The sequence below is a fragment of the Nocardioides sp. genome (assembly GCF_035503875.1).
Lineage (GTDB): Bacteria > Actinomycetota > Actinomycetes > Propionibacteriales > Nocardioidaceae > Nocardioides.
This window is the reverse complement of record NZ_DATJTA010000029.1, coordinates 1-20,100: the sequence shown is the minus strand read 5'-3', so window position 1 is coordinate 20,100 and position 20,100 is coordinate 1. Positions and strand designations below refer to the sequence as shown.

Annotated in this window: 22 protein-coding genes and 1 tRNA gene; 9 read left to right on the top strand and 14 right to left on the bottom strand. The window is 72.0% G+C overall.

Annotated elements, in window-relative coordinates:
* The first annotated feature begins 36 nt into the window (after nucleotides 1-36).
* Nucleotides 37-124, top strand: a tRNA-Ser gene (locus VMF51_RS06915).
* A gap of 32 nt (nucleotides 125-156) precedes the next feature.
* Here VMF51_RS06915 and VMF51_RS06910 read toward each other — a convergent pair.
* Genes VMF51_RS06910 through VMF51_RS06890 form a run of 5 tightly spaced genes read right to left on the bottom strand, consistent with a single transcriptional unit; the run spans nucleotide 157 to nucleotide 5,903 of the window.
* Nucleotides 157-1,206 (bottom strand): LLM class flavin-dependent oxidoreductase, encoded by a 1,050-nt coding sequence (locus VMF51_RS06910; protein ID WP_325473678.1) that lies wholly within the window; start codon nucleotides 1,204-1,206, stop codon nucleotides 157-159.
* The gene (locus tag VMF51_RS06905) at nucleotides 1,203-2,735 is read right to left on the bottom strand and encodes an APC family permease (RefSeq protein WP_325473677.1); all 1,533 of its coding nucleotides are present in this window, start codon (nucleotides 2,733-2,735) and stop codon (nucleotides 1,203-1,205) included. The genes VMF51_RS06910 and VMF51_RS06905 overlap by 4 nt, the downstream gene beginning before the upstream one ends.
* Entirely contained in the window at nucleotides 2,732-3,043 is a 312-nt protein-coding gene (locus VMF51_RS06900) for a hypothetical protein (protein WP_325473676.1), read from the bottom strand. The genes VMF51_RS06905 and VMF51_RS06900 overlap by 4 nt, the downstream gene beginning before the upstream one ends.
* A complete protein-coding gene (locus tag VMF51_RS06895) occupies nucleotides 3,040-4,548 on the bottom strand; it encodes an FAD-binding oxidoreductase (RefSeq protein ID WP_325473675.1) in 1,509 nt (502 codons plus the stop codon). Before VMF51_RS06895 ends, VMF51_RS06900 begins: the two co-directional genes overlap by 4 nt.
* Nucleotides 4,545-5,903, bottom strand: a complete 1,359-nt coding sequence (locus VMF51_RS06890; protein ID WP_325473674.1) for a (Fe-S)-binding protein — start codon at nucleotides 5,901-5,903, stop codon at nucleotides 4,545-4,547. The genes VMF51_RS06895 and VMF51_RS06890 overlap by 4 nt, the downstream gene beginning before the upstream one ends.
* 104 nt (nucleotides 5,904-6,007) lie before the next feature.
* On the opposite strand from VMF51_RS06890, the gene VMF51_RS06885 reads away from it, so the two are divergent.
* Both VMF51_RS06885 and VMF51_RS06880 read left to right on the top strand, forming a co-directional pair.
* A complete protein-coding gene (locus tag VMF51_RS06885; protein ID WP_325473673.1) occupies nucleotides 6,008-6,757 on the top strand; it encodes a FadR/GntR family transcriptional regulator in 750 nt (249 codons plus the stop codon).
* A gap of 10 nt (nucleotides 6,758-6,767) precedes the next feature.
* Nucleotides 6,768-7,460: a cache domain-containing protein gene (locus tag VMF51_RS06880; RefSeq protein WP_325473672.1), complete on the top strand. Its 693-nt coding sequence runs from the start codon at nucleotides 6,768-6,770 to the stop codon at nucleotides 7,458-7,460.
* 157 nt (nucleotides 7,461-7,617) lie between these two features.
* Here VMF51_RS06880 and VMF51_RS06875 read toward each other — a convergent pair whose 3' ends face one another.
* On the bottom strand, nucleotides 7,618-7,851 hold the full coding sequence (locus VMF51_RS06875; RefSeq protein ID WP_325473671.1) for a biotin/lipoyl-binding carrier protein: 234 nt from the start codon (nucleotides 7,849-7,851) through the stop codon (nucleotides 7,618-7,620).
* Nucleotides 7,852-7,900: 49 nt separating this feature from the next.
* Nucleotides 7,901-8,395, bottom strand: coding sequence for a hypothetical protein (locus VMF51_RS06870; protein WP_325473670.1), 495 nt, complete (start codon nucleotides 8,393-8,395; stop codon nucleotides 7,901-7,903).
* 202 nt (nucleotides 8,396-8,597) lie between these two features.
* On the opposite strand from VMF51_RS06870, the gene VMF51_RS06865 reads away from it, so the two are divergent.
* A complete protein-coding gene (locus VMF51_RS06865) occupies nucleotides 8,598-9,701 on the top strand; it encodes an IS110 family transposase (protein ID WP_325473669.1) in 1,104 nt (367 codons plus the stop codon).
* 313 nt (nucleotides 9,702-10,014) lie between these two features.
* Here VMF51_RS06865 and VMF51_RS06860 read toward each other — a convergent pair whose 3' ends face one another.
* Nucleotides 10,015-11,100 carry a hypothetical protein gene (locus VMF51_RS06860; RefSeq protein WP_325473668.1) on the bottom strand — a complete coding sequence of 362 codons (1,086 nt, stop codon included), beginning with the start codon at nucleotides 11,098-11,100 and terminating at the stop codon, nucleotides 10,015-10,017.
* 11 nt (nucleotides 11,101-11,111) lie between these two features.
* Nucleotides 11,112-11,867: a carbon-nitrogen hydrolase family protein gene (locus VMF51_RS06855; protein ID WP_325473667.1), complete on the bottom strand. Its 756-nt coding sequence runs from the start codon at nucleotides 11,865-11,867 to the stop codon at nucleotides 11,112-11,114.
* Nucleotides 11,868-11,893: 26 nt separating this feature from the next.
* On the opposite strand from VMF51_RS06855, the gene mobA reads away from it, so the two are divergent.
* The 4 genes from mobA to VMF51_RS06835 are packed head-to-tail and all read left to right on the top strand — an operon-like array spanning nucleotide 11,894 to nucleotide 14,442.
* Nucleotides 11,894-12,460: a molybdenum cofactor guanylyltransferase gene (mobA, locus tag VMF51_RS06850; protein ID WP_325473666.1), complete on the top strand. Its 567-nt coding sequence runs from the start codon at nucleotides 11,894-11,896 to the stop codon at nucleotides 12,458-12,460.
* A gap of 39 nt (nucleotides 12,461-12,499) precedes the next feature.
* Nucleotides 12,500-12,829 (top strand): DUF6457 domain-containing protein, encoded by a 330-nt coding sequence (locus tag VMF51_RS06845; RefSeq protein ID WP_325473665.1) that lies wholly within the window; start codon nucleotides 12,500-12,502, stop codon nucleotides 12,827-12,829.
* A 25-nt stretch (nucleotides 12,830-12,854) separates the two neighbouring features.
* Entirely contained in the window at nucleotides 12,855-13,832 is a 978-nt protein-coding gene (locus tag VMF51_RS06840) for an NAD(P)H-quinone oxidoreductase (RefSeq protein ID WP_325473664.1), read from the top strand.
* Nucleotides 13,833-13,863: 31 nt separating this feature from the next.
* Nucleotides 13,864-14,442 carry a bacterial proteasome activator family protein gene (locus VMF51_RS06835; protein WP_325473663.1) on the top strand — a complete coding sequence of 193 codons (579 nt, stop codon included), beginning with the start codon at nucleotides 13,864-13,866 and terminating at the stop codon, nucleotides 14,440-14,442.
* Between the two features lies 1 nt (nucleotide 14,443).
* On the opposite strand, the gene VMF51_RS06830 is transcribed toward VMF51_RS06835, so the two are convergent.
* Genes VMF51_RS06830 through serS form a run of 5 tightly spaced genes read right to left on the bottom strand, consistent with a single transcriptional unit; the run spans nucleotide 14,444 to nucleotide 18,438 of the window.
* Nucleotides 14,444-15,064, bottom strand: coding sequence for a hypothetical protein (locus tag VMF51_RS06830; protein WP_325473662.1), 621 nt, complete (start codon nucleotides 15,062-15,064; stop codon nucleotides 14,444-14,446).
* Between the two features lie 17 nt (nucleotides 15,065-15,081).
* Nucleotides 15,082-15,873 carry an HAD family hydrolase gene (locus VMF51_RS06825; protein ID WP_325473661.1) on the bottom strand — a complete coding sequence of 264 codons (792 nt, stop codon included), beginning with the start codon at nucleotides 15,871-15,873 and terminating at the stop codon, nucleotides 15,082-15,084.
* Nucleotides 15,870-16,349 carry a GNAT family N-acetyltransferase gene (locus VMF51_RS06820; RefSeq protein WP_325473660.1) on the bottom strand — a complete coding sequence of 160 codons (480 nt, stop codon included), beginning with the start codon at nucleotides 16,347-16,349 and terminating at the stop codon, nucleotides 15,870-15,872. Before VMF51_RS06820 ends, VMF51_RS06825 begins: the two co-directional genes overlap by 4 nt.
* Nucleotides 16,331-17,164, bottom strand: a complete 834-nt coding sequence (locus VMF51_RS06815; protein WP_325473659.1) for an HAD family hydrolase — start codon at nucleotides 17,162-17,164, stop codon at nucleotides 16,331-16,333. Before VMF51_RS06815 ends, VMF51_RS06820 begins: the two co-directional genes overlap by 19 nt.
* Nucleotides 17,161-18,438 (bottom strand): serine--tRNA ligase, encoded by a 1,278-nt coding sequence (gene serS, locus VMF51_RS06810; protein ID WP_325473658.1) that lies wholly within the window; start codon nucleotides 18,436-18,438, stop codon nucleotides 17,161-17,163. The genes VMF51_RS06815 and serS overlap by 4 nt, the downstream gene beginning before the upstream one ends.
* A gap of 69 nt (nucleotides 18,439-18,507) precedes the next feature.
* On the opposite strand from serS, the gene VMF51_RS06805 reads away from it, so the two are divergent.
* The gene (locus VMF51_RS06805; RefSeq protein ID WP_325473657.1) at nucleotides 18,508-20,082 is read left to right on the top strand and encodes a diacylglycerol kinase family protein; all 1,575 of its coding nucleotides are present in this window, start codon (nucleotides 18,508-18,510) and stop codon (nucleotides 20,080-20,082) included.
* The last annotated feature ends 18 nt before the right edge of the window (nucleotides 20,083-20,100 follow it).

Sequence of the window (20,100 nt, the reverse complement as noted above, 5' to 3'; positions counted from 1 at the left end):
CTAGACTTCCCCTCGGTGCACCCACGGGTGCGCCGAGGAGGGGTGCCGGAGCGGCCGATCGGAACCGCCTTGAAAGCGGTCGTAGGGAGACCTACCGCGGGTTCGAATCCCGCCCCCTCTGCCAGCGCCGGCACCCGATCGGCCCCACCGGTCGGGTCACGAGAACGACGGCATGACCTGGTCGTGCACCAGCTGCAGCTGGGAGTTGATGTCCGGCACGCCCTCGAGCTCCCGGCCCATCAGCGCCTTCACCAGTGCGGCGTCGGTGATCGCGAGGATCATGTGGTTGACCCCGGCCGGCTCGACGTTCTCCTTGATCTTCGCGGTGACCTCCTCCGGCGTACCGGCGATGGAGAGCCGCTCGGCCAGGTCGGGCGTCGTGAGCTCGATGCCGCGAGCCATGTCGCCGGCACCGATGGCGGCGATGATCGGCGCGACCTCCTCGGGCTTCACGCCGTTGCGCTCCAGCTGCTCGTGCGGCATCGAGGAGGCGTAGAGGCCGACCATGCTGCGGGCGGCGTCCTTGGCGACGGCCGAGTCCTCGGCCACGCAGAAGACCACCCAGGAGCCCAGGTCGAGGTCCTGCAGGTTCTTCCCGGCCCGCTCCGCGCCGATCGCGCAGTGCTCGATCATGTACTCGTAGGCCTCGCGGGTGTAGCTGAGCGCGTGGTGGCAGCCGTCGGAAAACTCGGTCGAGGCCTGGAACGACTTCGGCCCCCGCATCGCGCCCATCTTCACCGGCAGGTGCTCCTGGACGGGCCGGGCGAAGGTGAAGAGGCCGTCGTAGGAGAAGAACTCGCCGTCGAAGGTGATCACGCCGTCGTCGAGCAGCGTACGGATGACGTGCACCGACTCCTTGACCCGCGAGAGCGGCTTGGTCTTCGCCCAGTCGATCTTGTACTGCGCGAGCAGCCCGAAGTTGCCGCTCGAGACCGCGACCTCGGCCCGCCCGTCGGTCAGCTCGTCGAGCGTCGCCGCCGCCTGCGCGATCAGGGTCGGCTCGCGCAGGCAGACCCCGGAGATGCTCGGTCCCAGCCGGATCCGGCTGGTCGACGCCGCGGCCGCGGCGAAGAGCAGCCACAGGTCCTTGTGCCAGGTCTCGTCGGCGGCGTACACCGCGTAGAAGCCGAGCTCGTCGGCCTTCTTGATCGAGGCCAGGGACTCGCTGAGCGGGTAGTCCGGCAGCATCGCGTAGCTGAATCTCATCGGGTGACTCCTTCTCGGTTGGGTTCCTCGATCGGCCCGCGGACGGCGTCGCCGGCGATGGCGTCGCTGCGCTCGTACGGGCGGGCGATGACCAGGTAGACCAGGCCGATCCCGGCGCCGACGGCGGCGGAGAGCGCGACCAGCCAGTTGTCGTACCAGGCGGCGTCGGGGGTCCGGGGCCACGCCATGTTGACCATCGCGAACACGCCGTACGCCAGGGCCACGACGTTGATCAGCAGCCCCCAGCGGCCGAGCGTGAAGCTGCCGCTCGGCACCCAGCCCTTCAGCCGCGCGCGCAGCGCGGCGAGGGTGACCATGTGGAAGCCGAGGTAGATGCCGAGGGTGGCGAACGAGATGATCGACGTCAGCGCCTTGGTCGAGAACACCGAGCCCAGCACGATCAGCGCGGGCACGAGCGCCGCGACCAGCATGGCGTACGGCGGCACGTGGCGGCCCGGGAGGAATTTCCGGAACAGGGCCGAGCCCAGGATCATGTCGTCGCGGGCGTAGGAGTACATCAGGCGGCTGGCCGCCGCCATCAGGCTGAGCGCGCAGGACAGGAACGAGATCATCACGACGGCCAGCACCACCTTGGTGCCGGTCTCGCCGAAGGCGCTGTGCAGCACGGTCGTGACCGGGTCGGCGTCGGTGCCGTCGATGACGGCGGCGTAGTCCGAGACTGCCAGCAGCAGGGACAGGCAGACGAAGATCGCCGCCGCGCCGCCGACGTAGATGGTCATCCGCATCGCCTTGGGGATCTGTCGCGTCGGGTCGGGCACCTCCTCGGCGACATCGCCGCAGGCCTCGAAGCCGTAGTACTGGTAGATGCCGATCAGGGCGGCGGCGAGGAACGCCGAGAGGTAGCCGCCGCTGTGGCCGACGACGCCCTCGGTGTCGAAGAGGACGCCGAGCCCGTGGTGGCGCTCGGTGAGCAGCAGCCAGCCGCCGACGGCGAGGGCACCCAGCAGCTCCGCGCTGAAGCCGATGACCGCGGCCATCGCGAGCCAGCGGGTGCCCATCAGGTTGATGGCGAGGGCCAGCACCAGCAGGATCAGCGCGCAGGTGATGGTGGACCGCTCGCTCGGTGTGAAGCCGAGCAGCTGGGCCAGGAACGGACCGGATCCGTAGACGACGCCGGCGATGGTGGTGAGCAGGGCGACGAGGTAGATCCAACCGGTCATCCAGGCCCACTTGCGGCCCCACAACCGCCGCGCCCAGGGGTACACGCCACCCGCGACCGGGAACTGCGAGACGACCTCCCCGAAGACCAGCGCGACCAGCAGCTGCCCCACACCGACGATGACCAGCCACCAGATCATCGGCGGGCCGCCGGTGATCAGGCCGACCGCGAAGAGCGTGTAGATGCCGACGACCGGCGAGAGGTAGGTGAAGCCGAGCGCGAAGTTGGCCCACCGGCTCATGTCCCGCTTGAACTCCGAGCGGTAGCCGAGGGCTGCCAGCGCGGCCGCGTCCGCGTCGTGCTCGTGGTGCCGGTGGGCGGCCGGGTCCTCCTGCGCTCGGTGGCTCATCCCGGCGCCTCCCGCTCGACCTCGGCCAGCAGCTCCGAGCCGGTGACGACCCGGTCCGCGAAGTGGCGGTGCATCCACTCCAGGTGGTCGTGGCGGCTGTTCATGATCCGGAGGCTGTCCCAGTTCGGGAACTGCTGCTGCAGCACCCAGCGCTCCATCAGGCGGGGGTCGACCTCGAAGACGTGCTCGAAGGTCGTGAGCGCCACGTCGGACACCCGCTCCGGCGGCGGCGGGTCGTGCTGCTCCGCGTAGCGGTAGCCGATCCGGGCGTCCTCGTCGCCGGCGCCGTGCTCCGCGGGGCTCATCACCGGCCGCCCGCTCGGTAGGCGCGGTCGAGGTGGTACTTCCCCGGGTTCATGATGTTGTTCGGGTCGAGGGTCCGTTTGAGGTCGAGCATGACGTCGTACCCGCGTCCGAGCTCCTGGGGGACGAGATCCACCTCGCCCTCCCGGCACGACCCGTGGCAGGCGCTGATCGAGGCGTTGTTGGCGAGGGCGACGGCGGCGATGTCGCGCTTGGCGCGGACCCAGAGCTCCCAGGCGCGGTCGTCGAGCTGCTGCTCCCAGATGCCCACGTCGATCTCGGTGAGGTAGTCGACACCCGTGTCCGCCGAGGTGTAGGCGAACATCCCCCAGTCGTCGAAGACGTCGGTCTTGCGACGCAGGTCGGCGACGATCTCGTGCCACACCTTCGAGACCGCGGGCAGCCGGGTGTAGTTCACGGCCGCGTCCTCGCAGTGCCAGCTCATCGGGACCACCTGCCCGTCCTTCGTGCGGCCGTGGAGCGGGGTCGCGTAACGGTCGTGGCGGGCCGCCCAGTCGCCCTCGGAGATCTCGTCGCCGAGGTAGCGGGCGCCGTGCTCCTTCGCGATCCGGAAGAGCCGGCGCCCGGCCGGCCGTACCTCGTCCTCGTAGCCGTACATCACCGCGCAGACCAGGGCGCGCACGTCGCCGGGCTGGGGGATGTACGCCTCGTCGTCGCGGCGCAGGTACGCGACCTTCCACTCATCGAAGAGGACCGCGCCGGCGAAGGTCGCGACGCCGGCGCGGGCCAGCGCGCCGACGCAGCGGTAGGCGTCGTCGTAGTTGTCGAAGGCCCAGAACGGCGAGAGCTCCGCCTCCGGCTTCGGGTAGAGCTTCAGCGTCGCCTCGGTGGCGATGCCGAGCGTGCCCTGGTGGCCCATGAAGAGGTGCTTGAGCTGGTAGCCGCTGGAGGACTTGCTGATCTGGTGGCCGATCCCGTCGCCGACGTGCATGACCTCGCCGGTCGGGAGGACGTGGTCGAAACTGAGCACCAGGTCGCGCGTGTGCCCGTATCGCGCACCGATCAGCGACCAGCCGCTGGTGCCGATCCGGCCGCCGACCAGCGAGCACGGGTACGACGCGGGGTCGTCGGGGTAGAACAGCCCGTGCCGCGCCAGCTGCTCGTTGAGCTTGAGCATGTTGATGCCGGTGCCGACGCGGACCGTGCGGTTCTCCAGGTCGATCTCCCTGACGTCGTTCATCCGCTTGACGTCGACGACGATGCCGCCGCGCAGGGGTACGGCGCCGTCGGTGAGCCCCGTCCCGCCGTCGCGGGGTACGACGGGGACGCGCAGGTCGTTGGCGATCCGGACCACCCCGGCGACCTGCTCGGTGCTGGTCGGCAGCACCGCCAGGTCGGGCAGCCGCTCGGTCCAGCGGTGCACGGGGAACGGCGCGGGCACGCGGGCGCGGTTCAGCCGGTCGGCCCGGGAGGTGAGGATCTGGTCGTCGGCGAGCACCGTGCGCAGCGCGGTCACCACCTCGTCGAGCCGCTCGACCTGGAGGGTCACGACGCACCCCCGTCCGTCGTACCCCCGACCTCGATGCCGAGGGAGGCCGCCAGCAGCTCGTGGATGTCGACCACGTCGATGTCGTGGCTCTCGCCGGCCGCGGTGAGAGGTCGTTCGGACCACGGGCACGCGCTGACCAGGGTGTCGACCTCGAGGGCGGCGGCCTTCTCCAGGCGGCTGGCCGAGATCCGCTCGGTGAGCTCCGGCTTCTCGATCGGGAGTCCACCGCCGCCCCCGGAGCAGTACGACCACTGGGTCACCCGGTCGACGTCGTTGAACGTGAGTCCGGGGATCGCGCGGAGGATCTCGCGGGGCTCCTGCCAGATCCCCTTGCGCTTGTTGAGCCGACAGGGGTCGTGGTACGTGATCGTCCGCTCGACGGGCACGCTCGGGTTCAGCCGGCCCTCCCGGATCAGCTGGGCGAAGAGCTCGACGACGAGCACGACCTCGATGTCGTACTCGGCACCGAAGTACTTCGGGTAGTCCTCGGTGAACGAGATGTAGTCGTGCGGGTCGAGCACCAGCACCCGCCTGGTGCCCGTCGAGCGCCAGTTGTCCAGGTTGTGCCGGGCGAAGCGCTGGGCCTGGTCGACGTACCCCATCTCGGCGGCGGGGCCGCCGCAGCACCACTGCTCACCCATCAGGCCGAACTCGTAGCCGGCCAGCTGCAGCACCTGCGCCACCGCCCGGGGCACCGAGGTGCGGTAGAACGCCGCCTCGCAGTCCACGAAGAGCACCGTCTCGCCGCCGATCGGCAGGTCGAGCCCCGCGCTCCAGTCGCGCACGTGGTCCTGGTTGACCGGGGTCTCGCCGAGCACCGGCTCGTGGGTGAGCTCGTCGGTGCGGGCGTTCCAGGTCCGCCAGCCCTCCTGGTGGACGCCCTGGTCGACGGCGAGCGCGCGCACCGCCTTGACGACGTCGACCGTGCGGGTGCGGAAGCGGTAGAAGTCGCCGGTGAATAGGGTGTTGGGGCAGCGCAGCTCGCACGCCCCGCACTGGGTGCAGTTCACGTAGTCGGCGGCGACGTCCTCGACGCTCAGCTCGCCCTGCCCCATCGCCACCACGTTCGCGTGGAAGGCCGTGGGGGTCCACGACTCGTTGCGGGTCACCTGCATGACCGGGCACACCTCGCGGCAGAACTTGTGGCCCGAGGAGAAGCAGTTGTACGCCGCGTTGTTCCACTCGGCGGCGAACTCCTGCTCGGGCGAGGGGCCGCCGGCGTCCGCGATCGGGAGCGGCCGGCCGACGATCCCGTCGGTGAAGTCCGCCAGCTCGGCCGGGTTGTCGCGCATCCCGGGGGTGAACGGCGTGGCGAGCGCGTCGGCGCCGCCCCGTTCCTTGTCGGTCTGGGTCATCCGCGTCTCCCGCCGCTCGTAGTGAGCCAGATCACATCAAGACGGATGCAAACCTATGGTGATGAAGGTTTACTGGCAACCCCGGATCTGAGGAGGGCGGCGCGGTGCGACTGCTGTCCGGTGACGCGCGCAGCGCGCTGCTCACGCCGCTCGACGGCGGCGGTCGCAGCGAGGCGGTCGCCCGCCGCCTGGGCAGCGCCATCGCGCTCGGGCTGATCGAGAACGGCGAGCAGCTGCCCTCGGAGACGCAGCTCGCCGCGACCCTCAACGTCTCGACGCTGACGCTGCGGGACGCCCTGGCCGACCTGCGCTCCCGGGGCCTGGTGGAGACCCGGCGGGGCCGGGGCGGCGGCAGCTTCGTCCGGATGTCGCAGGCCGCGCTCGCCGACCTGTCCCGCGAACGGCTCGCGGAGGTCGGCACCAGCGACCTGCGCGAGCTCGGGGACATGCACGCGATGGCGGCCGGCTCGGCGGCGCGCCTGGCCGCCGAGCGCGCCTCGCGGACCGAGCTCGCCCGGCTGCGCGAGCTGGTGGGTCGGATGGCGGAGGCCCGCGACGCCACCGAGCTGCACCGGCTCGAGGGTCGCTACTACATCGAGATGGCGGCGGCCGCCCAGTCGGCCCGGCTGACCCGCCTGGAGATCGACGTCCAGTTCGACCTCGCCCAGGTCATGTGGCGGCTCCGGTCCGACCGCGCTCCCAGCGCCGTGGCCGAGGAGCGGAACCGGGTGGTCGACGCCGTGGCCGAGCAGCGGGGCGACCTGGCCCGGCAGCTCACCGAGGCACAGGTCGCGGAGGACACCCGGCGCCTGGTCGAGGACCACATCGCGATGAGCCGGTCGAGCGCGAGCTGAGGAGCGACGGATGACCATCCCGCAGACCCGCGGTCCCGCCACCGTGATCGGCGCGGCCATCGAGGGCATCTTCGCCACCGTCGAGGAGGTACGGCGCATCACGCTGGCCCGCTTCACCGAGGTCGCCGCGGGCCGTCCTCTCGTCGACGCCGACGTGGACGCGCTCGGTCCCGCCTTCGTGGACCTGCTCGGGGCTCCCGGCGAGGTCGCCGTCGGCCTCGGCGTCATCCTCGAGCCCGGGACGCTGGCCAGCCACCCGCTCCGGCTCGAGTGGTGGCAGCGGGTCCCCGGGTCGGACGACCCCGTGCCCCTGGAGGTCGACCTGCATCCCGAGAGCCTGGGCTTCTACGACTACGTGGCCGCGGACTGGTTCGCCGTGCCCCGCCGTACCCGCGCCCGGCACGTGGTCGGGCCGTACGTCGACGTGCACGGCACCGACGGCTACATGCTCACCTTCACCATGCCGATCGAGCTCGCCGGGCGCTTCGTCGGCGTCGCGGGCGCGGACGTCCCCGTCACGCGCTTCGAGTCGATGGTCCTCGGCAGGCTGGGCGACGACGACGCCGTGCTCGTCAACGCCGAGGGCCGCGTCGTGCTGTCCACCTCGAGCCGGTGGATCACCGGCTGCCTGCTGCCCGAGCCACGCCCGGACGGCCGCCCGCTGCCCGCCGTACCGTGGCAGCTGGTGGCGGCGCCGGGATGAGGCTGGTCCGGCCTGCCCCACGGCCGCAATTGCAGCCTCCGGACAGTTTCTGGGCGGCCGGGTCTGTCCAACGGCCGCAATTGCGGGCTGCGTGCCGGCCCTGGCCGGTCGAACCCGTCCAACGGGGCAATTGCGGGTTCCGGACAGGCCCCGCCCGCTACTTGACGAGCAGCTCCACCAGCACGTCGCCCTCCTGGACGACGTCGCCGGGGGCGACCTTGACCGCGCGCACGGAGCCGGCGACCTCGGCGAGGACCGGGATCTCCATCTTCATCGACTCCAGGAGCGCCACGGTGTCGCCGACGGCGACCGCGTCCCCCGCGTCGACCGCGACGCTCATGACGTTGGCGACCATCTCGGCGACGATCTCGGTGAGCTGTTCGCGGGCCATGTCGCGAACCTAGTCGTTACTTCGAGGTACGCCGCAACCGGGGCCGGGCTCAGCGCGCGTCGCGTTTGGCCTGCCGACGAGCGCCGGCGGACCTCGACGAGGCGTCCTTCTTGATCCCGCCCGTCGTCTTGCGGGTCTGCCGCGCCCGCCCGGCGGGAACGCCGTCCTGCGGCGTCGCCGCGACGTCCGGGCCGGTCGAGCGCTCCCGGGCCGCGGCGAGCCGCTCGGCCTTGAGCTCGGCGGCGGCCTGGTTGGCGCGCACGGCCACCTGGCGGCTGACCCGCGCCAGGGCGAGCTCGAAGACCTCGGCCTTGTCCCGGTCGCGGGAGTTCTGCTCGAAGCCCTTGCCCCGCCCGCCCACCGCCTCGACCTTGGCGCTGGCCGCCTGACGGTAGTTCTTGACGTACTTGGTCCGCGCTCGCCGGACCCGGCTATGCAGGTCGAGGAGGTCGTCCTCGGGGAGGTCGGCGATGGCGTCGCGCTCGGTCTCGGCCACGAGGAGCCGCTCGGCGTCGGTCATGGAGTTCAGGACGGCTCTGCTCACGGTGCCCCTCTTCGCGGTCCGGGTCGGGCGTGCTCCCGCTGGTGCGTCGATCATGCCCCGTGCGGACCTGCGCGGCTAGACGGTATGACGTGACCGCTCAGGGCGACTGGGTGGTTGCGGGCCGGGGCCTCGCTCACAAGATTCGTGGGTTACCGAGCAGGGGCCGCCTGCTCGGCCTATCCGACAATTGTGGGAGGCCCCGGTGTTTACCGAGCGTACGAGTGTTGGTCTCGACGTGCACGCCCGATCTGTCGTTGCCGCAGCGATCGATGGCGTCACGGGCGAGTTGTTCCGGTCCAGATTGACCCCGGCCTATGACGATGTCGGCTCGTGGGTCGGCCGTCTGCCCGGTCCGGTGGCGGTTGCCTATGAGGCCGGTCCGACTGGCTTTGGGCTTTACCGGCACCTGAGCGCGGCCGGGATTCGCTGTGAAGTGGTGGCACCGTCGAAGTTGCAGAAGCCAGCCGGTGATCGGGTCAAGACCGATGCCAAGGACGCACTGCACCTGGCGCGGTTGTTGCGGCTCGATGCGATCACTCCGGTCGCGATCCCGAGCATCGACCAAGAAGCCGCGCGCGACATGGTCCGGGCACGTGAGGACGCCCGCGGTGACCTGATGAGGGCTCGGCATCGGTTGTCGAAACTGCTGCTGCGCTACGGGATCGTCTACTACGGCGGCAAGGCCTGGACCGGCGTTCACGATCACTGGCTGCGCCACGACGCCCTCGACCGGCTGACCGCGGCGGGCGGCCGGTCGATCCGGGTCACCTTCGACAACGACTACGACGCCCTGTTGACCACGCTCGCACGTCGTGACCGGCTCGACGTGCTGATCGAGCAGATGGCTGCCGACTCCGAGTTCACCCCCATCGTGCGCCGGCTCGGGTGCCTACGCGGGATCGGCCTTCTAACCGCGTTCGCGCTCGCGGTCGAGGTCGGCGACTGGCACCGGTTCACCGGCCGATCGATCGGCTCCTTCGTCGGCCTCGTCCCGACCGAGCACTCCTCGGGCGCCACTCGCGTGCAGGGACCGATCACCAAGGCCGGCAACGGCCACGCCCGACGGTTACTGGTCGAGGCCTCCTGGCACCACCGCTCGGCCTACCGCCCATCAAAGGCGATGCACGAACGTTGGGCACTGGCACCGGCCGCGGCACGGGTCCGTGGGGACGAGGGAAACCGGCGATTGCATCAGCGCTGGGTCAAGTTCATCGAACGCAAGAAGCGTCACCAGATCGCCACCACCGCCATCGCCCGCGAGTTGGCGGGCTGGTGCTGGTCACTCGCAGTCATCGACGACATGTAGCTCGTCGACCCATGAGCTGCTTCGTCGAGAAACGGCTCGGTGGCAGCGCGAGGAGCGAACCCGCGAACGCCCTATGAGCAGCCCGTCCCGCGGGCCACGCTCGTTGCTAGACAAGCGGAACCGTTCCAGCCGAACCACCGTCCTGCGGTAGCCAACCCGCGCATATCAGTCAGACCACGCGTCGCCGATGACACGCTGACCGAGCCCAACCCGACGAAGCACGAGGCGCCCGCCACGGACACCCTCCGCGACGGGCGCCTCACCCTGCCCCCTTGACGGAACCGACGTACATATCAGGGCGTGATCCGCGGCCTCAGAGCAGGGCGCTGGTCCGCGACGGCTCGGGCCGCCCCGCGGCCTCCTCCTCGGCGCGCCGGGCCCGGCGCCCGCGCGGGCCGGTGAGGAGCAGGTCGACCCGGACGACGACGTACCCGATCACGAGGCCGACGACGAGGCCGTAGGTCACGGAGAGGACCACCTCGGACAGCGCGATCGCGGGGTTCATCAGCGAGTTCGCCACCGGCGCGGTCGCCGCGGCACCGAAGGCGCAGACCCACCAGCCCTGGCGGCGCCGGGCGCGCATGTGGGTGCCCCAGACGAGCGCCGGGACGCCGAGCACGGTCTCGATCGGGCGCGGGAAGGCGCCGAGGTTCTCCCGGCTCCAGCGCACGCCGTCGAGCAGGTTGTCGACCAGCCCCGGGGTTCCGTAGCGGCGCAGCAGCTCGGCGTACGCGAGGGTGACGGCGAGGACGACGGCGCCGATCAGCACGGTCGCGACGCCCCGCCGCCCGAGGCCGTGGAAGCCCGCTCCGAGCCGGAAGACCACGCCGAAGCACCCGGCGAGGACCAGCAGCAGGGTGACGTACTCGAACCGCAGCAGGTCGATGGTGGGCTCGAATCCGGCGGTCGCGAGCGCGCCGATCGCGGCGATGCCGATGGCGACCAGGCACTCGCGCGCGGAGTCGAGGAAGCGCTTCGCCGGCACGGTGGCGACCACCCCCAGCACCCCGCTGATCACGCAGCTCATCACCGCGGCGCCGGTGCGCAGCGACTCCTCGTCGATGACCAGGACGGCGATGCCGCAGGCCAGGGCCAGGGTGCCGAAGAGGATCGGACGGCCGCCCATCCGCGCCGCGAGCGCCCAGGTGAGCGCCGCGGTGACCGTGACCGAGCCGATGCCGGCCAGCTGCTCCGGCCCGACGGGGACCATCGCGGCCACCAGGCACGCGACGCCCGCGAGGACGACCGCCACCCAGACGGTCAGCGGCAGCCGGGACTCCGCGATCCGCGTGAGCCGGGCCGGTCGCGGCTCGGAGCCCGGACCGGGCTGCGGCCTCGTCCGGCGTCGCCGCTCCCGGGTCGGGCGCTCGGCGCGACGACGAGGAGGAGCGGAAGGCACGTCGAGGAAGGTTACAGACGACGGTTCGCGAGCGACGGATTGGTACGGCGGGCCGCGGCGAGCGTCTCGGCGTCCAGGTCGGCCGTCAGGATCTCCGCCCCGTCCCCGGCCTCCGCGAGGACGTCGCCGAGCGGGTCGACGACCAGCGAGTGGCCGCTGTAGCGCGGGCCGGGCTGGCCCGCGGCGGCGACGTACACGGTGTTCTCGATGGCGCGTGCCCGAGCCAGGGTCCGCCAGTGGTCGACCTTCCGCTCGCCGGCGACCCAGGCGGCCGGGACGACCAGCACCTCGGCGCCGGCGTCGACCAGCGCCCGGGCCAGCTCCGGGAAGCGCAGGTCGTAGCAGGTCATCAGCCCGACCCGGAGGCCCGCCACGTCGGCCACCACCGGCTCGACCGCGCCGGCGGTGAGCCGGTCGGACTCGCGGTAGCCGAAGGAGTCGTACAGGTGCACCTTGCGGTAGTCGGCCGCGGCCGCGCCACGCATCACGAGGGTGTTGTACGGGCGCTCGGGATCCGGCCCGGCCTCGAACATGCCCGCGACCACCGTGGTCGCGTGCTCGGCGGCCGCCGTGGCGACCGCGGTCGCGAACGGGCCGTCCGGCGCCTCGGCGTACGGGCCGACGTCGGAGCCGGGCGCCCCGAAGTCGCGGGCGAAGGCCTCCGGGAAGACGACCAGGTCCGCGCCGTCCGGCGTCAGCTCGAGCAGGCGGGCACGGTTGGCGTCCGGCTCGAGGCCGGCGGGCTCCTGGACCAGGGCGATGCGCACGGGACCAGCGTGGCACGCTGGCCGGCATGGAGGACCTCGGGCCGTTCGGTTTCTGCGCCGTCGTGCTGGCGGGAGGCACCGCCGCTCGCCTGGACGGCGCCGACAAGGCCTCGATCGAGCTGGACGGCCGGACCCTGCTCGCCCACGCGCTCGACGCGCTCGTGGACGCCGCCGAGGTGGTGGTCGTGGGAGACCCGGTGCCGACCGAGCGGCCGGTGACCTTCTGCCGGGAGAGCCCGCGGTACGGCGGCCCCGTGGCGGGGCTGCTGACCGGGGTCGACGCGCTGCTGCGCACCCCGCGGACGGTCGGGGTGCTCGCGGTGGACATGCCGCGCGTGACGGCGCTGACCTTCCGGCGCCTGCACGAGGCGGCCGCCGGCCGGGACGGGGCGGTGCTCGTCGGGCCGGACGGACGGCGTCAGCTCGCGATGGTGCTGGACGCCGGACGGCTGGACGACGTACGTCCCGACCTGGAAGGGCAGCACGGCATGGCCGTACGCCGGCTGCTCGGCCCGCTCGACCTCGCCGACGTCGCCGCCACCGCGGACGAGCACCGCGACGTCGACACCTGGCTCGACCTGCGCGACCTGTGAGGTCTTGCGAGTCCGGCCCGGGCGCGGGAATGTGGCCTGGTGAACCTCCACGACTGGATCGACGAGCTGAGCGACGCCCTCGACCTCGACCCGGAGGTCGAGATCGACGAGGGCCTGGTGCTCGACCTCGCCCGGGTGGTGGCCCACGCCGTGGAGCGCCCGGCCGCGCCGGTGACGGCGTACCTCCTCGGCCTCGCGGCCGGCGCCCGGGGCGCGAACCCCACGCTGGTCGAGAGCCTGGCCGCGCGGGCGCAGGTCCTCGCGGAGGGCTGGGAGCGGCCCGCGGGCGCCCCGGATCCGGACGACGTGACCGACGAGGTCCCCGACGACAGCGGCGTCGACCACACCGGGGAGCGCTTCGAGCGCTAGTGGCGGCCTCCGTAGGCTGAGGCGCATGCGTGCAGTCGTTGCGAACGGGACCGGCGGACCCGAGGTCCTGTCGGTCACCGAGCTCCCCGATGTCCAGGCCGGTCCGGGCGAGGTTCTCATCGCGGTCGCGGCCGCGGGGCTGAACCGCGCCGACCTGCTGCAGCGCCAGGGCTTCTACCCGCCGCCGCCGGGCGCGTCCGAGGTGATCGGCATGGAGTGCAGCGGCACGGTCGCCGCCGTCGGCGAGGGCGTCGACGAGTGGCAGGTCGGCGACGAGGTGTGCGCGCTGCTCGCGGGGGGCGGGTACGCCTCGCTGGTGGCCGTCCCCGCCGGCCAGGTGATGCCGGTGCCGGAGGGGATCGACCTGGTCACCGCGGCCGCGCTCCCCGAGGTCGCGGCGACCGTGTGGTCCAACGTGTTCATGGTCGCGGGCCTGCAACCGCAGGAGCGGCTGCTCGTGCACGGTGGCGCCGGCGGCATCGGCACCTTCGCGATCCAGCTCGCGCACCGGCTCGGCGCGTTCGTCCTCACGACCGGGGGTACGGCGGAGAAGCTCGCCTTCTGCGCGGACCTCGGCGCCGACGTGACGATCAACTACCGCGACGAGGACTTCGTCGAGGTCGTCAAGGAGCGCACCGACGGGCACGGCGCCGACGTCATCCTCGACAACATGGGCGCCAAGTACCTCGGCCGCAACGTCTCCGCGCTCGCCACCGAGGGCCGGCTCGTCATCATCGGCATGCAGGGCGGCACCAAGGCCGAGCTCGACATCAACGCCCTGCTGCGCAAGCGCGGGGCGGTCATCGCCACCACCCTGCGCTCCCGGCCGACTGCGGAGAAGTCCGCCATCTGCGCCTCGGTCGTCGAGCACGTCTGGCCGCTGGTGGCCGAGGGGCTCGTCCAGCCGGTCGTGCACGGCACCATGCCCCTGGAGCAGGCCGCCGAGGCGCACGCCCAGATGGAGTCCGGCGCGCACACCGGCAAGATCCTGCTCACCCTCTGACGGGAACCGCCCGCTCGGTAGGGTCGGGGCCATGAGTGAGCCGCAGGAGCAGCAGGTCGTCGTGATCGGGCCGGACGGCCAGCCGCTGGGCGCCGTACCCGCCTCCGCGCTGACGCAGGCCGACGACAGCCAGGACGGCGAGGGCGAGCGCGCCGTCACCGACCTGGTCGAGCAGCCGGCGAAGGTGATGCGGATCGGCAGCATGATCCGCCAGCTGCTCGAAGAGGTGAAGGCCGCGCCGCTCGACGAGGCCAGCCGCAACCGGCTCAAGGAGATCCACCAGGCCTCCATCCACGAGCTGGAGGAGGGCCTGGCTCCCGAGCTGGTCGAGGAGCTGAACCGGCTCGCGCTGCCCTTCAGCGAGGAGACCACGCCCTCGGAGGGCGAGCTGCGCATCGCCCAGGCCCAGCTGGTCGGCTGGCTCGAGGGTCTCTTCCACGGCATCCAGACCGCGATCTACGCGCAGCAGATGGCCGCGCGCGCCCAGTTCGAGCAGATCCGCAAGGGCCTGCCGCAGGGCATGCTGCCCGACCAGCCGGGCATGCCCGGTCAGCCGGGCGCCGACGACCAGGGTCCGCGGCCGGGCGACTCCGGCGGGATGTACCTGTAGGTCAACCCCGCCGCGCCCAGCGGCGTACGACGACCAGGCCGAGCAGCCCGACGAGCACCATCGCGGCGCCGGGAGCGGCCGCGCGGGTGAAGGTCATCGGGTCCTCGACCCCGGGGACCGGCTGGATGTCGGCGGTCTCGGCGGGCGCCTCGCTCTGCGGGGGCTCGCCGGGGCCGAAGAGGGTCTCCAGCTCGACGGTCAGCTTGGGGCGGGACCGCTGGGTGCCCCCGCAGCCGTTGGCGACCAGGGTCTCCTCGGCGGACTGGACGAAGAAGGCGTAGCGCGTCCCGTTGTCGAGCCGGCCGAGGTCGCAGTCGGCGCCCCGGAACGTCTGCACCTGGACCGCCTCCTCGCGGAGGTCGCCCTTGTAGACGAGCTCGACCGACACGTCGTGGGTGAGGACCGCCCCCGCGACACCGTCAGTGCGGCGGGCGGCCGACGAGGCCGTCACGGTGCCGGTGAAGACCTGGTTGGCGATGCGGGCCAGCCGCTCGGTGTCGGACCGGATCGCGGCCGCGGTGCAGGAGCAGGCGGCCGACGCCGGCGACGACCCCACCCAGACGAGCGCGCTCGAGAGCAGCGCCATCACGAGCAGGCGGCGGAGCAGCGTCGGGATCGGCACGCCCTCATGCAACCAGGTCACAGGTCGAAGACACCAGCCAGGACCCGGGCCACGCCGTCCTCGTCGTGACCCGGCGCCACGTGGTCGGCGATCTCGGTGACCGAGCGGTGCGCGTCGGCCATGGCGTACGACGTCCCGGCCCAGGTCAGCATCGGGAGGTCGTTCGGCATGTCGCCGAACGCGATCACGTCCTCGGCCGCCACGCCGAGCCGCTCGCACAGCAGCGAGAGCGTGGAGGCCTTGGTGACGTCGGGCGCGCTGATCTCCAGCAGCGAGGTCGTCGAGGACCAGGTGATCACCAGCCGGCCCTCGGTCGCGACCTCGGCGAGATCCCAGAACTCCTCGGGCGCCAGCTCCTCGTGGCGGGCGAGCAGCTTCAGCGCCGGCCGGTCGAACAGCTCCTCGACCGGCGCACGCCGGGTGCCGTCCGGCATCGGGTAGCGCTCCAGGTAGCCCGGCTCCAGCCCGATGCCCTGCAGGCTCTCGACGGCGTACGACGTCCCGGGGACCGCCGTGCGCAGCGCCCGGCAGACCTCCAGGCCGAGCGCCGGCTCGATCGGGCGCTCCAGGTCGACCCGCTCCCGGGCGACGTCCCAGACCAGCGCGCCGTTGGAGACGATCGCCAGGCCGTGGCTGCCGACGTGCTCGAAGACCTCCTCCGCCCAGCGCAGCGGCCGGCCGGTCACGAAGACGACCGGGACGTCGCGGCGGTCGAGCTCGAGGAGCACGTCGCGGGTGTAGTCCGAGACGGTCCCGTCCGAGCGGACCAGGGTGCCGTCGAGGTCGGTGGCGACCAGGCGGGGTGTCACAGCGGCCGGGCCATCACGAGCTCGCCGTCCTCGTTGGCACCGCGCAGCTGGGTGAAGCCGCACTTGGCGAGGACCCGCAGGCTCGGCTTGTTCTCGGGCGCGACGCTGGCGCGGATCCGGACGCCCGCGGCGTCGGTGTGCACCAGCACCCCGCGCAGCGCCTCGGTGGCGAAGCCCCAGCCGTGTGCCTCGTCGACCAGGCCGTAGCCGACCTCCGTCTCCTCGACCCCGTCGTCCGCGACCTCCGGCGGGCCGAAGAAGCCGATCGAGCCGAGCACCGTCGTACCCCGCACGATGCTGCGCGGCGACCAGCAGTCGCCGTCACGCCACAGCGTCGCCGCGTCCCGGTCGTCGGGGCGGGGGAAGGCGGCGTGCCACCCGGGACGTCGTACGCCGTCGCGCATCGCCGCCACGTCGTCGGCCGTCCAGAGCGGCAGCGTCAGCCGCTCCGTCGTGACTACCGCGGGGAGAACCACTGGTTGATCTCGATCGCCGCGCCGTCCTCGAAGACGCTCGCGGTGACATCGTCGGCGACGTCGATGACGACCTGGATGGCCTGGCCCATGGCCACGCCGCGGTGCGCCCACTGGAGCATCTCGATGTCGTTGCGCCCGTCGCCGATGGCCAGGACGTCGTCGGCGCCCAGACCGAGCTCGCGGCAGACGTACTCGAGCCCGGACGCCTTGGAGACGCCGACCGGGGCGAGGTCGAGCCAGGCGGTCCAGCCGACGACGTAGTTGGTGCCGTGCAGACCGAGGTCCTCGGCGAGCGCGACGAACTCGTCGGCGGTGGACTCGGGGTCGCGGATGATCACGCGGCTGACCGGGCCGGCCACGAGCTCCTCCACGTCGGTGACGATCATGTCGCCGGAGAGCTCACCGTCGGGGAAGTGCGAGCTGACCCGGTAGCCGACGCCGCGCTCCTCGACGGCCACCAGGGCGTTCGGGTGCCGCTCGAGGATCGCCTTGACCGCCGGGCCGGCGTCGAAGGTCTCCTCGTGGACGACCTCGAACGGCGGGTAGCGCAGCACCACGGCGCCGTTGGAGGCCACGATCCAGAGCCGGTCGCGCTCCTCGCCGTGCAGGTCGAGCAGGTCGGCGATGCCGATCATCCCGTGCGGGGAGCGGCCGCTGGCCAGCACGATGTGGGCACCGGCGTCGAGCGCCCGGTGGACGGCGTCGTACACCGCCGGCGAGATCTCCTCGCGGGTCGCGCCCTCGCCCTCGATCCACTTCAGCAGCGTGCCGTCGATGTCGAGCGCGACGAGACGTGGCTGCCAGGCCTCGGTCACGCGCCCACCGGCTTCAGCACCTCGAGCCCACCCAGGTGCGGCCGCAGCGCCTCGGGGACGCGGACCGAGCCGTCAGCCTGCTGGTGGGTCTCCAGGATCGCCACGATGGTGCGGGTCATCGCGCACAGGGTGCCGTTGAGCGTCGAGATCGGCTTGGTGGCGCCCTCGAAGCGGCCGCGGGTGTCGAGGCGGCGGGTCTGGAACTCGGTGCAGTTCGAGGTCGAGGTGAGCTCGCGGTACTTGCCCTGGGTCGGGATCCACGCCTCGCAGTCGAACTTGCGGATCGCGGACAGGCCGAGGTCTCCGGCGGCGACGTCGATGACGCGGTAGGCCAACTCCAGCTTGTCGAGGAACTCCTTCTCCCAGTCGAGCAGCCGCTGGTGCTCGGCGTAGGAGTCCTCGGTGGTCGTGTAGACGAACATCTCCACCTTGTCGAACCAGTGCACCCGGATGATGCCCTTGGTGTCCTTGCCGTGCGAGCCTGCCTCCTTGCGGAAGCACGGGCTGAACGCCGCGTAGCGCAGCGGCAACGACGAGCCGTCGAGGATCTCGTCGGAGTGGTACGCCGCCATCGGCACCTCCGACGTGCCGACCAGGTAGAGGTCGTCGCCCTCGATCTTGTAGACGTCGTCGGCGGCCTGGCCGAGGAAGCCGGTGCCGTCCATGGCCCGCGGCCGGACCAGGGCGGGGGCCATCACCTGGGTGAAGCCGGCGTTGCGGGCCTGCTCCATCGCCAGGTTGATCAGCGCGAGCTCCAGCTGCGCGCCGACCCCGGTGAGGAAGTAGAAGCGGCTGCCCGAGACCTTCGCGCCACGCTCGATGTCGATGGCGCCGAGGATCTTCCCGAGCTCGATGTGGTCGCGCGGCTCGAAGCCCTCCGCCGCGAAGTCGCGAGGCGTGCCGACCGTCTCCAGGACGACGAAGTCGTCCTCGCCGCCCGTCGGGGTCTCGTCGGAGGCGAGGTTGGGCATCGAGAGCAGCGCGTCGTTCCACGCCTCCTCCGCGGCCACCTGGGCGGCCTCGGCGGCCTTCACCTCGGCGGCGAGCGTCTTCGTCTGCGCGAGCAGCGCCTGCTTCTCCTCGCCCTGGGCCTGCGGGATCAGCTTGCCGAGCTGCTTCTGCTCGGCCCGCTTGGCCTCGTACTCGCCGATCGCGCGGCGGCGCTCGGTGTCGGCGGACAGGGCGCGGTCGACCACCTCGTCGGACAGCCCGCGCTTGGCCTGGGCGGCGCGCACGCGGTCGGGGTCTTCACGGAGGATGCGGGGGTCGATCATGGTCGCAAGGCTATCGGGGCACCCGGCGGCGACTCACGCGAGTAACGGCGGCGTGGTCATACTTGCCCGGTGCTGGATCGTCCCCGAGTCGTCCTCCTGAGCTGGGCCGTCCTGTGCTACGCCGCCTTCGCGGGTCTCGCCGTGGCCGTGGACCAGCGCTGGGTGTGGCTCGTCGACGTCGACGACCGGGGCGGGCCGGCCACCACCTGGGCCACCGACGTGGGCTGGCTGCGGCACGTGCTGCGCGGCGTCGAGGAGGCCTTCGGCGACATCGGCATGCTCGTCGCGGCCCTCGCGCTCGGGGTCGGCCTGTTCGTCAAGGGACACCGGCGTGCGGCGGCGTACGCCGTCGGCGTACTGGTCGCGACCCGCGTCCTCACCCACCTGACCAAGCTGCTCCTCGACCGCGACCGTCCGTCCTGGCAGGTCCTCGTCAACGAGCACGGCACCCCGTCGTACCCCTCGGGGCACGCGGCGATGACCGCCGCGCTGGCGGGCGTGGTGTGCGTGCTGGTGCTGATGCTGGTACGCCGCTCGAGCGTGCGCCGGGTCGTGTACGCCCTCGGCGCCCTGGCCACCGTCCTCGTCTGCCTCGACCGGGTGCTGTTGGGCCGGCACTACCCCTCCGACGTCGTCGGCGGGGTGCTGCTCGGAGCCGGGACCGTCCTGCTCGGCCTGGCCGTCTACAGCCCGCTGCCGAAGAGCATCGCGGTGAAGATCGAGCCGCTCCCGGAGGTGTTCACCTCCACCAGGCAGCTGGCGGTCATCCTCAACCCGATCAAGGTCGAGGATGTCGGTGCCTTCCAGGCCGTCGTCACCACCATGGCGACCGAGGCGGGCTGGGGCGAGCCCGCCTGGTACCTCACCACCATCGAGGACCCCGGCACCGGGATGGCCGAGGCAGCCGCGGTCTCCGGCGCCGACCTGGTGCTGGTCTGCGGCGGCGACGGCACCGTGCGCGAGGTCTGCGCCGAGCTGGCCGGCACCGGGATCCCCGTTGGGATCATCCCCGCCGGCACCGGCAACCTGCTGGCCCGCAACCTGGGCCTCCCGCTCTACCTGCGCTCGGCCATCGACATCGGCCTGCACGGCCAGGACCGCGCCATCGACCTGGTCCGGGTCAGCGGCGACGGCTTCGAGGACACCCACTTCATGGTCATGGCCGGCATGGGCTTCGACGCCGCGATCATGGAGGGCGTCAACGAGGACCTGAAGAAGCGCGTCGGCTGGATCGCCTACGTGCTCTCGGGTCTCAAGGCGCTGATGTTCCCGGCCGTCCGCGTCGAGGTCTCCGTCGACGGCGCGCCGTTCACGAAGCACCGCGCCCGCACCGTCGTCGTCGGCAACGTCGGCTCGCTGCAGGCCGGCATGCCGCTGCTGCCCGACGCGGCGATCGACGACGGCCAGCTCGACGTCGTACTGCTGCACCCGAAGCGGTTCCTGTCCTGGGTGCCGCTGGCCTTCCGGGTGCTGGCGAAGCGGCCCCGCACCGACGACCTGATCAACCGGATGACCGGCGCGACCATCCACGTCCGCGCCGCGTCCGACACCCCCCGCCAGCTCGACGGCGACTCGATCGGCCTCGGCCGGGAGCTGAGGATGGAGTGCATCCACGGCCGCCTGCTGGTCCGCGTCCCCCGCTGAGCCGAGTCGGCAGAACAT